This is a genomic window from Bradyrhizobium sp. Gha, from assembly GCF_900113735.1.
In the GTDB taxonomy this organism is placed as follows: Bacteria; Pseudomonadota; Alphaproteobacteria; order Rhizobiales; family Xanthobacteraceae; genus Bradyrhizobium.
On record NZ_FOQM01000001.1, the window covers coordinates 380115 to 394760 of the forward strand.

A 14646-nucleotide genomic window follows, 5' to 3' on the forward strand; every position below is an offset into this window, starting at 1 on the left:
ATCGATTGGTCCGATCGAACCAACCCGAATTGCCGCGCGCAGTTCCTAAGCATCCCACGGTGCCTGCCGCCTCACCGATAAAGCTGCAAATAGCCCGGTGAAAACAGCGCCGCGCTCTTGAGTGCATCCAGATCCGGAATCGTCAGCGTCCGCTCCCGCAGCGTGATCAGCCCGGACGCCCTCAGTTCCTGGATGGTGCGGTTGAGGTGGACCACGGAAAGCCCGGTCGCGTCAGCCAGATCCATCTGGGTCACAGGAAAGCTGCACGAGGTGCCGTCGACCTGACCGACCGGGCGAAGCCGCTCGTAGATTTCGCAGAACAGATGGGCCACTTTCTCCAGTGCGACACGTCGTCCAAGGTTGATGGCCCATTCGCGCTGGATCGCGTTGTTCAGCGCCGTCTCGCACAAGAACGCTTCGGCAAGCGTTGGCTCGCTCGACGTGAGCTTCTCGAAACGGGCCCGCTTGATCTCGGCGTAAGCAACAGCCGTGGCCGTGGTGATCGAATGGTCGATCATGGGCAGCAGATAAGCATGCGCGTCGCAGGTCTCGCCGGGCAGGATGAAGTTGACGATCTGCCGCCGGCCGTCCTCGAGCGTCTTGTGCCGGAACAGCCAGCCCGAGAGCACCACCCGGACGCTGTCGACCCGATCGCCTTCGGCAACCAGATCTTCGCCCGGCCCCGCCCGGAACAGACCTTCGAGAATAGTCTGTTCGAGCGCCGCGACCGCTTCCTCGGACAGGGGCCGCAACGCATTGAGGCGGCGGACGGCCGCGTGTGCCAGACCTCCATCGGTGCCGCGGGAGCGCATCAGCCGTCCATCGAAGGCGTGTGAAAGGTTCTTTTGGTCAGCGGAATCGCGATCTGGCAGTGAAGCCCGGAGCCGTTGAAGGACATGCTCGTGTGCCCCTTCAGGTCGAACGCCAAAGTGCGCTCCAGAAGCTCCGATCCAAAACCCTTGCGTGCAGGTTGCGTCACGGCCGGCCCACCCCGCTCGCGCCAGTCGAACAACAGTTGCGGCGGGGTCGACGCTTCGTCGATGCGCCAGGAGATCTCGAGCCGTCCCGACGGCTGCCCCAGCGAACCATATTTGAGCGCGTTGGTGGCCAGTTCGTGGATGGCCAGCGCAAAGGTCTCGGCCGACTTCGGCTGGAAACGCACTGCGGGGCCGGAGACGCGCAACTGCTCACCCTCCCGGGCGTTATAGGCGAGAAGCTCCTCGATCACGAGATATTCGAGATCGACGCCGCCTTCGGGATCGCGCGTCACCAAGGCCTGCGTCCGCGCAAAGGCGTTGAGCCGGCCATCGAGATGCGCCGAATACTCCTCGACCGTCGAGCTCGTCTCTGCGGAACGGCGGGCGATCGACCTGACGACACCGAGTGTGTTGCGCACGCGGTGTTGAAGCTCGGCCAGCAGAAGCCGCTGCCGCTCTTCGGCGCGCGTGATCGCCGTGACGTCGATGAAGGTGATGACCACGCCGGCAATGAAATTGTCGATGCTACGATAGGGCAGGATGCGCACGATATAGCGCGTGCCGCTGTCGGGCGCGGTCAGCTCGCGCTCGGCGCTGGCCAGGGTGCGCAGCACGCGACGCACATCGTCGTAGAGCTCCTCGATCGGAATGCGCGCCTTGATGTGCGCGATCGGGCGGCCGACATCGGTCTCGACCAGATGCAGGATCTGCGTGATCGCGGGCGTGAAGTTCATCACGCGCAGATCGTTGTCCAGGAAGACGGTCGCGATCTGCGTGCTCTCGAGAAAATTTTTCAAGTCGCTGGTGGCGCGGGTCAGCTCCTGGACCCGGTGTGCCAGTTCGCCGTTGACCGTGGTCAGCTCCTCGTTGACCGACTGCAATTCCTCGCGCGACGTTTCGAGCTCCTCGTTGGCCGATTGCAGTTCTTCGTTGAGCGACTGGTATTCCTCGTTCGAGGACTTCAGTTCCTCGTTGGTGCTTTCGAGCTCCTCGATGGTCGCCTGGAGACGTTCACGGGTTGCCCGCAAATCGCTTTCGAGCCGCTCGACATGCTCGGTTCGCACCAGGCTGCCGGCATTGCCATCGCTTGCTTCCAGGCCGCGCGCCGGGCCGTCCTTGAACAGCACGACGAAGTTTCGGTGACCGCCGGCGCCGTCCTGGATCGGTTCGACGGTGATGTCGACGAGCACGCGATGGCCATTGACCCCAAGCTGGACTTGTTCGGCATGGGCGGGCTCGTTGGTCTCTGCCGCGCGGCTCAGCGTCGTCCGCAATTCCAGCCGGAGATCGCGATGCACGAGTTGAAGAAGATCGAGCGAGGCGGCGCCCGCCGTCGGCTCGATATAGCGCCCGGTGCGGCCGGAAAAATGCAGGATCTGGAAATTGTCGTCGGTGATCACATAGGCCGGCGCATAACGCTCGGCGATCCGCTGTGCGCGGCGCTCCAGCCCGACGTCGGGACCGAACGAACGAACAGGCGGCAGCTCGACAGGAGCGCGGCCCGCCGCCGTCGAGATCGGAAATTCCGGCGGCAGCCGCGTGCCGGTTTCGAGCTTCTTGAAGATGCGGGCGCGACGGTCGACCGGCGCGAACAGCTTCGGATGCCGCGTCACGTTCTCGGAATTGCCGAGGAACAGATAGCGGTCCGGCAGCAGCGCAAAGTGAAACAGCGGGATGACGCGGTTCTGAAGCTCCGCGTTCAGATAGATCAGCAAATTGCGGCAGGAGACCAGATCGAGCTTCGAGAACGGCGCGTCCTTGATGACGTTGTGCTGGGAGAAGATGCACATCTCCCGGAGTTCCTTGACCACGCAATAGGTGTCGCCTTCGCGCACGAACCAGCGCGCCAGGCGCTCGGGCGTCATGTCCTGCTCGATGTTGGTGCGGTAGCGACCGACGCGCGCGGTCGCGAGCGCCCTTCCGTCGATGTCGGTCGCGAAAATCTGAACCTGCGGGGCGGAGTCCAGCGTCGCCATACGCTCCCGCAGGAGAATGCCGATCGAGTAGGCTTCCTCGCCCGTAGCGCAGCCGAGCACCCAGACGCGGACCTGCTGCCCGACGTTCTTGTTCTCGAAGATCTTCGGAATGATCTGCGTCTCGAGCACCTCGAATTCGCGCTTGTCGCGAAAGAACTCGGTGACGCCGATCAGGAGATCGTTGAAGAGATGCTGGGCCTCGTCCTTGTCGTTGCGCAGGAAATCGACATAGGAGGTGATCTCGTCGATCTGCACCACCTGCATGCGGCGCTGGACGCGGCGCAGGAAGGTGTTCTGCTTGTAGCCGTGGAAATCGTTTCCGGTCTTGTTGCGCAGGATATCGGCGATGCGCGACAGCGAGGTCGCGGCGGCCGCCAGCACCTCGTCAAAACCCTGCTTCTCCTCGAGACGCCGCAGATGGCGCGCGTAGACCTGGATGTGTTCGGGAATGTCCTCAGGCGAGAGCACATAGTCGGCGATGGCCGCTGGCTTGCTGCTGTCGATCAGATGCTCGGACTCGTGCGCGTCGACCTTTTCCGCAATTGCGAGGCCGCCATGATCCTTCAAGGTCGCCGCGCCCAACGTGCCGTCGCCGTCGGTCCCGCTCAGCAGCACGCCGATCGATTGCTCGGCGCGCTCTTCCGCCAGCGACACCAGGAAGCTGTCGATGGTCGCCCGTTCGCCCGGCCCCTGCTCCGCCTTCCGCGCCGCGAGGCGGCCACCCTGGATGGTGGTGATCATGGCCATCGGGCTGAGATAGATCGTGCCGCCTTCAAGCGTCATCCCGTCGGTGACGTGGGAGAACTGGGCTCCCTTCGCACGCTGAATGATTGCGTGCAGCCGCTCGTCGGAGAGAGCCTCACGATTCTGAAGCACGAGCACGATCGCCTGATCCTCGCCCAGCGTCAGCTTCCCGAAGAAGCGCTCGATACTGTCGATCGCGCCGGCCGAGGCACCCACGCCAATGATCAGCGGGGCCTTGACCTGACGCTCCCCATCCCCCTCTGCTTTGCCGACTTCATCCATATCAGCCGCTACTTTCGCTCTCCGGGATCGAAGATCCCAAGCGCTTGGAATAGCAGAATTTCAGGGTATCCCAACAGCTAAATGGCGGGAATTGCTCGCCCATCTACGACGGACGCGATCTGTCCCGGATCAACCCGCCGTGGGCGGCACGGAATCGACCTCGCGCTGAAGGAACTGGACCCGCTGGAGGATGAGGGTGCGGTGCCGCTCCCATTCCAGCAGGGTTTGCTTGAGCAGATCGACGAGCCTTTCCGCCTGCCGTGTGTCATGCCCGCCGGCCCGGAGCTCGCGCACCAGATCCTCCTGGCTGCGAATCCGCAGCCAACCTTCGTCGATGTCGCTATCCGCCTTCACAAGAAGGCGCTGCTCGGCGTTGAGTTGCTCGGTCCGCTCGGCAAGGGAGACAGCCATGGGAACGCCTTAAGTCTCTCGCGGGCGGATCGCCGGATCGAACGAGTGTAGCACGACGCGCCGGATCATGTCGGCATATTCGCGATATTCGGCGGCGCGAACGTCGTACATCTCGGCGACCGCGGCGCGGCCGCTGCGCCGCCCATCGTCCGCCATGCGCTGCACCAGCTCAGCACGCTCCTCGATGATCCGCAGTGCCACCCGCAAGGCCTCATCGACCTGTCCCTCCTGCTCCTTGGCGAGCGCGTCGGCGGTATAGGCATGGCCGACCTGGCAGCGAAACCGCATCGGGTGGCCGCCCTTCACGGCGGACAGCACCCCACCGCAACTGGGACAGGTCAGCGCCGCGGGATCGGCGATCTTGGTGAGGCTTCCGGTTCCGATCCTTTCGCCGGCTGCGATCTCGACCTCCAGGCGGATGTCAGGAGCCACCGGGAGCGCACTACCCGGCGCCTCGCGGGCAAGATCGGACAGCACGTCGCCGAGCTTTGCAGCGGGGACACAGAGATCGGCGATCGTTGCCTCCAGGGCGCGCTGCGGCATTTCGGGCGAGATCGCGTCGGCGGGTTCTTGGACCAGAGCCATCCCGCCGCAGCGCTTGATGGCATGGAGCCCGGCGGCGCCGTCCGACAGCAAACCGCTCAGGACGATCCCGATCACGCGGGGACCGTGATGCACCGCCGCGGAGCGGAACAGGGCATCGATCGCCGGACGGACCATGTTCTCGCGCGGACCGCGCCCGAGCTGGATGTGATCTCCTGATAGCAAGAGGTGGTGGTCGGGAGCGGCCAGATAGACATGGCCGCGCTCGAAGATCATCCCGTCGACGGCCTGATGCACCGGCAGCCTGCCGGCCGCAGCGGCAACCGTGGACAGGATGCCGATGCCCTGGGCTGGAATGTGCAGGACAATGAAGATCGCGGCCGGCAAGTCGAGCGGCAACGCGGCCAGAATTTGCTTCAACGGCGCGGTGGCGCCGGCGGAACCGCCGATAACGATGATGTCACGGTTGCTCATCGGGAACCCGCCATCGCATGCTTCGTTTGCACCAAGGCGGTCCTTCGCCGTATGTTCCAATGTCTTGGTGACGCCGGAGGGAAACACCAGATGGTATCGGCAACGTTGTCGCGTGAGAGCGCGCCATTGTCCGGACGCCGTATTCTCGTCGTCGAGGACGAGTATTTTCTCGCTGACGACATCAGTCGTGCGTTTCGGTCGTTCGGGGCTGAGGTCGCCGGACCGGTCGGCGAAATGGAGGACGCGCTGCGCATCCTCCATGACGGCTCGATCATCGATGGAGCGGTGCTCGACGTGAACCTCCGCAATGAGATGATCTTTCCTGTCGCGCAGGAGCTCAGGGCGCGCCATGTGCCGTTCGTGTTCACGACCGGCTACGACAAGGTCAGCATTGCACCTGAATTCCACGATGTCGTGCTATGGGAAAAGCCGGTTGACGTTGCAGCAATGGCCCGCGGGCTCGGCGGGCTGATTAGCTCCCGGCAGATGTGACCCGCTTCGTCGATGCGAACCGGTTTGACCTAGAGCAGCCTGCTCCAGGTCAGCCACGCGGCGACCGCGATGCAGATGAATACCGCAAGATATGGCAGGGTGATGCGCAACGCCGAGGCCGCCCTGTCCGCTAGCTCAACATCATCCATATGATCGCCCCGAGCATAATGAGAAAGCCCGTAATCGCCGTCCCGACGAAAACTTTTTCGACGCGATCCATCGTCATTCAGCCCCAGGGCCCCGCCTGTATTTTGACGGGTCACGATGCTCCGTGCATTAGGTTATGTGAATCCGGCAGTCTTATTGTCGCTGCCGCTCGCCCGAGCGTCGCCCAGGAACCAAGCTCTCCGGTGAGCATTGCCCGACGCGGATAGCTGCGAGCCGTTCTGGTCACCAGCGGCACCCGCAGCGATCGCCGGGGATGCGCACCTTGCCCGCCCAACGCTCCGATGATGTGCCCGGAAAACGAGCCCGCGCGCGGGCCGCTGGATGGATCGTCGCGCTCGTCGCATGGATCGCGATGCCCGTGGCGGCCCAAGCCCTCACCGCCTCGCAGCTTGAGCAGGCCGTCCAGGCGCGTCCCACGCATGCGCAACTGCCTTTGCAGATCCAGATGAACGACGTCAACGATCGCCGCGCACCGCTGCAGGATTGGCTTGGCGGCGTGCCCACCGTCTGGATCCTGGCCGACTACACCTGCGAAACGCTGTGCGGGCCGGCCATCTCGATCGTCTCGAACGCGCTGGCCGATACGGGCTTGAGCGCCGGCAAGGACTTTCGGTTGATCGTGACCGGCTTCGATGCCAAGGACACGGCCGCGCAGGCGTTGACGATGAAGAATGCGCAGCTCAGCCCAAGGGGCGGCCTCGCCGAGCACAGCGCGTTCTTGCGCGCGGCAGCGCCTGAGATCGGCGCTCTCAGCGACGCGTTCGGCGTGCAGCCCGTCTATGATCGCGAGCATGACCAATATGCCCACCCCGCCGCGGCGTTGGTGGTGACGCCGGACGGGCGAATTTCGCGCGCGCTCTCGGCTCTCGCGGTCGATGCCACCAGCCTGCGTCTTGCCCTGGTCGAGGCGGGCCAGGGGCATGTCGGTGGGTGGACCGACCAGATCCATCTGCTCTGCTATGGCTTCGATCCCGCGAGCGGCACCTATACGCTCGCGGCGCGGCGGCTGCTGATTGCGACGTCGTCGCTCAGTGTCATCGTCCTTGCCCTGCTGATCGGCCTGCTGCTGCGGCGCGAGCACGCCACCAGATAGCACCCAAAGGCTCTGGTTCTGCAGAACGCGTGAGAACAGCGTCGAACGCCAGCCAGAACACCGCGCCGAGGAACAGCGTTGCCGCAATCAACATCGCGCCGGTGACCGTCAGGGATAGCCCGTGAATGGCCGGCAGGACCAGAATTGCGGCTTCGAGCCAGCGCATTGCGAGCGTCAAGCCGCACAGCGCCAGCAGCCAATGCGGGTCCGACCGCACCCGGCTGCTGAGCATCGCGCAGAACGGGAAGACGAATTGCCCGAATGAGAGTGCCGCCAGGACGAACTGCCAGCCGTTCTCGGATCGCGCCAGATACCAGGTGACCTCCTTGGGAATGTTTCCCGACCAGATCACGATGTACTGCATGGCATGGAGGTAGCACCACAACAGCAGCACCGAGAGCAGAAGTCCGCTGTAGCCGCGGCTCGGGCCGATTTGTCGCGTCGACAACAGGCCGGCGGCGATCACGAAGGCCGTTCCGTTCACCAGCAGGAAGCTGAGAACGATGAGGCCATAGATCGACGAGTGAAATTCCGGTTGCAGCGATTCGAGCCAGTCGACCCCGGCAAACGACACGGTGAGAGTCCATGCGATCGCTCCAACCGACGCGGCGCGGACCATGGCCTCGTCATTGCGCCAGGCGCGCCGGAGCCATTGAGCGAGCGCGATCCAGATCAGGAAATAGAGCACCGTCCGCAGCACGAAGAACCACGGCGCGAGCCAGTGCGCCTTGAACGGCGGCAATGAGGATCCATCCGCGATGGCGGGATAGATCTCCTTCATGAAGAGCAGGACCGGAATGAACGTCAGCGCGGCGACAGGCAGGATGCCCGATGTCGCGACGAAGACCGGATGCAGCGTCTCGGTCCAGCGGCGCCGCACCAGATAGCTGGTCATGAAGACAATCAACGCGCCGATCGGAATGGCACCCCAGGCGCTCCAGGCGACGAGATAGGCTGAAGCGGTCGACCTGGCATCGATGACAAAGCCGGCGATCAGGAGCAGGCCCGACACCACCGCCACCACGCTTCTTGGGCTGCTGGACATTCTCATGGCCGGCTCTCCAGCCTGGCACGCTCGTCCGCCGGCACGTCGTCGAGCGAGGCGTGACGGCTCAGCTGAAGCGCGCGGATATAGGCGACGATCGCCCAGCGATCCGCCGGCGGCACGCGGGCGGCATAGGAATACATCGCGCCATGGCCGTTGGTGATCACGTCAAAGAAATATTGGTCCTCCGCGTTCCGCAGCCGGTCGTCATGATAGCTTGTCGGCCGCGGCATGCCGCGCTGGACGATGATGCCGTTTCCGTCGCCGCCGGCGCCATGGCACGGCTGGCAAAATATGCCGAAGCGCTCGCGTCCCCGCGGGAGCAGCTCGGCCGAGAGCGCAGGCCTGGTACGAGCCGCCTTCTCCCGCTCCAGATCGTCGCGAGCGACCGTGTTCGCCGGCGGCGGCCGCAGCACGCTGCCGCGAAACAGCGGCGCGCGCGAATATTCGCTGTAGCGCGGCTGCTCGTCCATGTTCTGGTCACAGGCGGCGAGCAGACCGGCAAGCGCAACGATGACCAGAAGCCTGCTCATTCCGGCACCAGCTCCACCGACAGCGCGCCGGTCCCGCTGAGAAACGCCAGCGTCTCGCCCGCCTCGAACCTGGCATCGTCAGCGCCGACGCAAAGGAAGAACCGATCCTTGCTGGCACGGTGAAGCCTTTCGCCGTTGAACACGGGATAGCTGAGCCGCGGCAGCCCGTTTTGCCACAGCATCCCGACCAGCATGGCGAGCGCCGAGAACAGGATGGTGAGCTCGAATGTCACGACCGCAAAGGCCGAGATCGGATAGATCGGCCGTCCCCCGACATTGAGCGGGTAGTCGTAATTCGTGAAGAACTGCATGGCGAGCGCAGTGCTTGCGCCGGCGATCGCTCCGCCAAGTCCGACGAAGGAGATCGTCGGCCGCGGAAACCGCAGGATGCGGTCCAGGCCCTCGACCGGAAACGGCGTGAAGGCGTCGAGGCTGCGGTAGCCGGCTTCCCGCGCTTTCCGCGTCGCCGCCAGCAGGTCGTCCGGAGTCCTGAACTCGGCCAATGCGCCATAGAGCCCTTTAGCCATGCTGCTGCTCCTCCTTCTCCTCGTGGAGAAGTTCCTTGCTCTCGAAGATCGAGATCATGGGAACGAGCCTGATGGCGATGAGGAACGGCACCAGGAAGAGACCGATCGTGCCGAAATAAGTCGACCAGTCCCAGAAGCTCGGCGTGAAATGGCTCCACGACGAGACCAGGAAATCGCGATAGAGGCTGGTGACCAGAATCATGTAGCGCTCGAGCCACATTCCGACCACGACGGACGCCGAGATCAGCAGCAGCATCCAGCCGCTTCGCCGCACGTTGCGCAGCCACAACGCCTGGAGCGGGATGAAGTTGAAGACGACCGCGCCCCAATAGGTCCAGGCATAGGCGCCGGCGAACCGGTCGGCCAGCGTTTGAATCTCGTGGGCATCGCCGGAATAGAGCGCGTCGAACACCTCGAAGACGTAGCCGTAGCCGGTCATCAGGCCGGTCGCGAGCAGGACCATTCCGAGCAGATCGAGATGATCGTCGGTCACGAGATTCTTGAGCCCGAACCACGAGCGTAACGACACGGCGATGATCGAAACGACGGCGAAGCCGGAGAAAGCCGCGCCCAGCACGAAATAAGGCGGAAAGATCGTCGAGTGCCAGCCCGGGATCTGCCCCGCGGCAAACAGCAGCGAGACCTCGCTATGAACCGACACGACCAGCGGCACCGCAAGTCCCGCCGTCAGCCGATACGTCTGCTGCCAGCGCTGCCAGTGCCTCGCCGAGCCGCGCCATCCGAGCGCGGTGACGCCGAAAAAGATCTGCCAGCCGCGCCGCGTTGCGCGGTCGCGGGCGGCGGCAAGATCAGGGATCAGGCCGGTGTACCAGAAGGCCAGCGAGACCGTCAGATAGGTCAGCACCGCCCAGATGTCCCATTCCAGCGGGCTGCGGAATTGCGGCCACACGCCCATCGTCGCCGGATAGGGAAACATCCAGTAGACGTACCAGGGCCGGCCGAGATGCAGGATCGGATAGATGCCGGCGCAGACCACGGCGAACAGCGTCATGGTCTCGGCGAAACGGTTGAGCGAGTTGCGCCATTCGCTGCCCGTCAGCAGCAGCAGCGCCGAGATCAGCGTCCCGGCATGGCCGATGCCGAGCCACCAGACGTAGTTGTGGATGGCGAAGGCCCAGTTGACGGGAATGTTGATGCCCCAGATGCCGACGCCGCGGGTGAACAGCTCGACCACCGAGACCATCAGCAACAGCAGCAGCGCGCTCGCCACCGACATCGCGATCACCCAGCGCCGGTCCGCCGGAAAACGCAGGGGAATGCGGGTGAGCTGATCGGTGATGCCGCCCATGCTCTGGCGCGTCGGCAGGATGTCGGATTGCTCGCTCATCCCTGCCTCGATTCCGTCTCATCGTCGCGCCAGCGCGCCAGATAGGTCGTGCGCGGCCGCGTTCCCAGCTCTTCGAGCAGCACGTAATGGCGACCGTCGCGCTTCAGCCGCGACACTTCCGAATTCGGGTCGTTGATGTCGCCGAACACGATCGCCTTGGTGGGACACGCCTGCTGGCAGGCGGTGACCACCTCGCCGTCGCGTAGTGGGCGGTTCTCCTTGTCGGCGGCGACATGGGCCGCCTCGATGCGTTGGGTACAATAGGTGCATTTCTCCATGACCCCGCGCGCGCGCACGGTCACGTCAGGATTATGGGCTGCATGCTCGGGTGAATCGGCGGGCGAGCGATAGTCGTAGAAATTGAAGCGCCGCACCTTGTAGGGACAATAGCTCGAGCAGGTCCGCGTGCCGATGCAGCGGTTATAGACCATCTGGTTGACGCCTTCCGAGTTGTGCGTCGTGGCATGGACGGGGCAGCCCATCTCGCAAGGTGCGTCCTCGCAATGCATGCACGGCACCGGCTCGAAGAAGCTGTGCGGATCGCTGACGTCGCCGGTGTAGTAGCGGGCGATCCGCAGCCAGTGCATCTCACGGCCGGCCCGGACCTGATCCGCGCCGACCACGGGCACGTTGTTCTCGGCCGTGCACGCCGTCACGCAGGCATTGCAGCCGATGCAGCTGTCGAGATCGATCACCATGCCCCAGGCATTCTTCGAGGATGGCCAGGGCGGATAAAGGCTGGCTTGCGCAGGCTTCATCTGCTCGACCTGGCGCGGGCTGACCTCGCGCGCGAGATCAAATCCCTCGAGGCGATGATGCAGCTGGGTCACCGCGAGTTCTTCGCGGGTCGCAAGCTTGCGCAGGCGGCCCTGCGCCAGCCACGCTCCAGCAGCGGGCCGCACCTGATAGGCGTCGTATCCGAGATTGTCGCCCACCCGACCCGCCCGGGTCCGGCCATAGCCGAGATAGAGCGCGACCGTGTTGTCGGCCTGGCCCGGCATGATCCAGAGCGGCCCCTCGATGTGACGCTCGCCGACCGTGACCTCGACATGATCGCCATTGGCAGCCGAGAGGCGTTTCGCAAGCGCCGGACTCACCGCGATCACGTTGCTCCAGGTCACCGTCGTCAACGTCTTCGGAAGCTCCTGAAGCCAGCCGACATTGGCGAACTGGCCGTCCCAGACCGTGGGGTCCGGCTGAAACACGATGTCGAGCTCCCCGGTCGTCTTTGGGGGCGCGAGGGCGTCGCTCGCAGGCGACGCGGTGATGAACTGGGCCGCACCAGCGACGAAGCCATCATGCAGCGCCTGCTTCCATCGCGTCTCGAATGCCTCGCCGAAGCTCGGCTGCCAGGTTTGACGGATTGCAGCATCCGGCGTCTCGTCAACCTCGCCAAGCAGCTTCGCCAGAACGTAATGCACGGATCGGACGTCGTAGAATGGCGAGATCACCGGCTGAAGGATCGTCGCCGTGCCGTCCACGGCGCGCGCATCACTCCAGCTCTCCAGCGGATGCGCAAGAGGCAGCTGCCATTCGCAGAGCGCAGCCGTCTCGTCCCGGTGCAGGCTGAGGTGTATCGAGGAGCGAACACTCTTGATGGCATCGCCGACCTTGAGCTCACCGGGCGCGCTATAGGCGGGATTGCAATCGAGCACGAGGAGAGAGGTGACGCGCTCCGCTTTGATGTCGGAGACGAGTTCGGCCAGCGTTCCCGCATCGGCCGGGCCCGCGATCGGCGCGGTCAATTTCAGCCGCTCGCCGGCATTGCCGAGTTGCTGGTTGATCCGCGCAACCCAGAGCGCCGCGGCTGCGCCGCCGCTCAAGCCCGAGACGAACAGCGAGCGCGCTGAATGGTCACTGCAAGCCGCCACGACGCGCGCGATCCAGCCGGCTTCGGCGCCGGAGAGATCAGGCTTCGATGCGCCGGCAACACCGAGCGCACTGGCGAGCGCTTCGGCGAGGACAGGCATCCGCCTGGCGTCAGCGGTCAGCCGCTGACCCGCCATCGCCCCCGTCGCCGTCGGCACGCTCTCGGCCACGAACAGCCGATTGCCCGGCCGATCGCTGGATCGCCGGCGCGCCTGCGACCACCCCAACGCATGACGGACCTGATCAGGCCCGGGTCCCAGAAAGTCATCGTCGAGGCCGACGACGACGTCGCACTCGCCGAGCACATAGTGCAAGTCGAGAGCCTGACCATAAACCGCGGCGGTGATCTGTCGCCTCGCCTCATGCCCCGTAGCGGCATGTATGTGGACGCGCGCTTTCGGAAACTGCGTCCGGAACGCATCGATCTGCCGCAGCAAAGTCGGCGAGGTTGTGGGTCCGAGCAACAACCTGACGCCGTCACCCTGACCGGCGCGCCAGTTCTCGCGCATCACGCCGATGGCGGACTCGACATCGGCCCAGCTCACCACTTCGCCATGGCGGGTGGGTGCGGCCGCGCGGTCGGGATCATAGAGTTGCAGCACGGCGCTCTGCATGAAGATGTCGCTACGGCCCTGCGTTGCCGGATGCCCCGGATTGCCGTCGAGCTTGGTCGGACGACCGGCATAGGCCGTGGCGATGACAGGCTGCGCGTAGCCATCGAGCAGCACTGCCGTCGCGTAATAGCGCGGCAGGCCGATCGTCTCGCTCGGCGGCTGGTCGACATAAGGCAGCGCTGTAATGAACGAGCTCTTCTCGCAACCGGTCAGCCCCGCCAGCGCGAAGGAAGCGCCCATCAGCTTGAGGAATTCGCGGCGCGCGGTCCTGGAGAATTCGTGGACAACAGGGTATTCCGCCTTGATCAAGGCCTGAAACCGCGGATCATCCGACAACTCCTCGATGCCTGCCCACACACGCGGCCCGTCCGCCGGTTGATGATCAATGCGGCGCTTCATCGGTGGCACACGTAACAATGCGTGAGCTCACCGAAGCGAATGCCTTCATGAGCGGCGATGGTCTCGCCCTCCTTGCGCGCATTCGCGGGCAGCGTCCACGCCATATCTGTGATGTGATCCGGCGGACGGAGATGCGGCGCCGGATCACGGTGGCAATCGATGCAGAACTGCATCGTGAATGGCTTTGAGCGATAGGTCAGCGCCATCTGGTCGATACGGCCATGGCAGCTTTCGCAGCCAACGCCCTTGGCAATATGGATGTCGTGGCGGAAGAACACGTAGTCAGGCAGCTTCGCGACGCGTGTCCACTGGATCGGCGTGTTGTCGGCGAGGCTCTTGCGCACCGGTTCAAGCATCGACGCGTTGGTCCAGATCTGGGAGTGACATGTCATGCAGGTCTCGGTCGGTGGGAGGCCGGCTTGCGGCCCGGCCTCGACATTGCTGTGGCAATAGCGGCAGTCGATGCCGAGTTCCCCGGCATGATGGCGATGGCTGAACGGCACCGGCTGATGCGGCCGGAGATCGGTCTCGGTCATGTACGCCGAATGCGCGAAGCCGACAGCGGCCACGATGCTGCCGCCGGCGAGCGACAGGCCGCCGATCAGAAACAGGCGTAACCACGTGTCCGCCACAGGGGAGAATATTTGCACCATCCTCGCTGCGACCCCGATGGCGAGCTGTCGGCTCATCAATCGACCCCCGGTACATTGGTTCCTAAGTAGGAACGCAATTCCCCGCTCAGCATTGTCACCCGTCAATCGAGGGCTGCAGCATGTCGGACAGCAAGCGCTTCGACTACGAGCGGTCGGACGTTGGACTCCACCTCGTCGGCTGGCTTGCGGCAGGTCTTGCGACTTTCGTCGCAGTCACACCGCTCGTGCTGCCGGTGATGTTTCCGCTATCCACAAAACCGATGACGCCCGCGAGCCGTCCGGCCTTGAGCTCGGACGCGCCGCCCCTGGACGAGGCGCCTCGGGCGACGCTGCAGACGACGCGCGACGGGCAAGCGAAGATCGAGCGCGGTTACGGCTGGACCGACAAAACCCGCGGCGAAGTCCGCATTCCGATCGACCGCGCGATCGACATTCTCCTGCGCAAGGGGCTGCCGGGGTGGCCATCTCCATGAGCGCGCTCCGATCGAGGTTGCCCTG

At 64.5% G+C, this 14646-nt stretch carries 13 protein-coding genes; 3 read left to right on the forward strand and 10 right to left on the reverse strand.

What is annotated here, in order from left to right:
- Positions 1-71: 71 nt before the first annotated feature.
- The 4 genes from BM222_RS01875 to BM222_RS01890 all read right to left on the reverse strand — a co-directional run bounded on the left by BM222_RS01875 (position 72) and on the right by BM222_RS01890 (position 5407).
- The gene (locus BM222_RS01875; protein WP_092226567.1) at positions 72-812 is read right to left on the reverse strand and encodes a Crp/Fnr family transcriptional regulator; all 741 of its coding nucleotides are present in this window, start codon (positions 810-812) and stop codon (positions 72-74) included.
- On the reverse strand, positions 812-3979 hold the full coding sequence (locus tag BM222_RS01880) for a CheR family methyltransferase (RefSeq protein WP_092226568.1): 3168 nt from the start codon (positions 3977-3979) through the stop codon (positions 812-814). The genes BM222_RS01875 and BM222_RS01880 overlap by 1 nt, the downstream gene beginning before the upstream one ends.
- 129 nt (positions 3980-4108) lie before the next feature.
- The gene (locus BM222_RS01885; RefSeq protein ID WP_092226569.1) at positions 4109-4390 is read right to left on the reverse strand and encodes a hypothetical protein; all 282 of its coding nucleotides are present in this window, start codon (positions 4388-4390) and stop codon (positions 4109-4111) included.
- Between the two features lie 9 nt (positions 4391-4399).
- Positions 4400-5407: a chemotaxis protein CheB gene (locus BM222_RS01890; RefSeq protein WP_092226817.1), complete on the reverse strand. Its 1008-nt coding sequence runs from the start codon at positions 5405-5407 to the stop codon at positions 4400-4402.
- A 90-nt stretch (positions 5408-5497) separates the two neighbouring features.
- Between BM222_RS01890 and BM222_RS01895 the strand changes: the two genes are divergently transcribed.
- A complete protein-coding gene (locus tag BM222_RS01895) occupies positions 5498-5899 on the forward strand; it encodes a response regulator (protein ID WP_092226570.1) in 402 nt (133 codons plus the stop codon).
- A gap of 421 nt (positions 5900-6320) precedes the next feature.
- Positions 6321-7160: a thioredoxin domain-containing protein gene (locus BM222_RS01900; protein ID WP_092226571.1), complete on the forward strand. Its 840-nt coding sequence runs from the start codon at positions 6321-6323 to the stop codon at positions 7158-7160.
- Here the strand turns inward: BM222_RS01900 and BM222_RS01905 are convergent.
- From BM222_RS01905 to BM222_RS01930, 6 genes are read right to left on the reverse strand one after another with little or no spacing between them, the layout of a single operon-like run.
- Positions 7102-8211 carry a hypothetical protein gene (locus BM222_RS01905; RefSeq protein WP_143105889.1) on the reverse strand — a complete coding sequence of 370 codons (1110 nt, stop codon included), beginning with the start codon at positions 8209-8211 and terminating at the stop codon, positions 7102-7104. The two genes, BM222_RS01900 and BM222_RS01905, sit on opposite strands and share 59 nt — an antisense overlap.
- Complete coding sequence (locus BM222_RS01910) at positions 8208-8738, reverse strand: c-type cytochrome (protein ID WP_092226573.1); 531 nt, start codon at positions 8736-8738, stop codon at positions 8208-8210. The genes BM222_RS01905 and BM222_RS01910 overlap by 4 nt, the downstream gene beginning before the upstream one ends.
- The gene (locus BM222_RS01915) at positions 8735-9265 is read right to left on the reverse strand and encodes a DUF3341 domain-containing protein (RefSeq protein WP_092226574.1); all 531 of its coding nucleotides are present in this window, start codon (positions 9263-9265) and stop codon (positions 8735-8737) included. The genes BM222_RS01910 and BM222_RS01915 overlap by 4 nt, the downstream gene beginning before the upstream one ends.
- On the reverse strand, positions 9258-10613 hold the full coding sequence (nrfD, locus tag BM222_RS01920) for an NrfD/PsrC family molybdoenzyme membrane anchor subunit (protein ID WP_092226575.1): 1356 nt from the start codon (positions 10611-10613) through the stop codon (positions 9258-9260). Before nrfD ends, BM222_RS01915 begins: the two co-directional genes overlap by 8 nt.
- Positions 10610-13495 carry a TAT-variant-translocated molybdopterin oxidoreductase gene (locus tag BM222_RS01925; protein ID WP_092226576.1) on the reverse strand — a complete coding sequence of 962 codons (2886 nt, stop codon included), beginning with the start codon at positions 13493-13495 and terminating at the stop codon, positions 10610-10612. The genes nrfD and BM222_RS01925 overlap by 4 nt, the downstream gene beginning before the upstream one ends.
- Entirely contained in the window at positions 13492-14148 is a 657-nt protein-coding gene (locus tag BM222_RS01930; protein WP_092226818.1) for a cytochrome c3 family protein, read from the reverse strand. The genes BM222_RS01925 and BM222_RS01930 overlap by 4 nt, the downstream gene beginning before the upstream one ends.
- A gap of 119 nt (positions 14149-14267) precedes the next feature.
- Between BM222_RS01930 and BM222_RS01935 the strand changes: the two genes are divergently transcribed.
- Positions 14268-14621: a hypothetical protein gene (locus tag BM222_RS01935; protein WP_092226577.1), complete on the forward strand. Its 354-nt coding sequence runs from the start codon at positions 14268-14270 to the stop codon at positions 14619-14621.
- Positions 14622-14646: the final 25 nt, after the last annotated feature.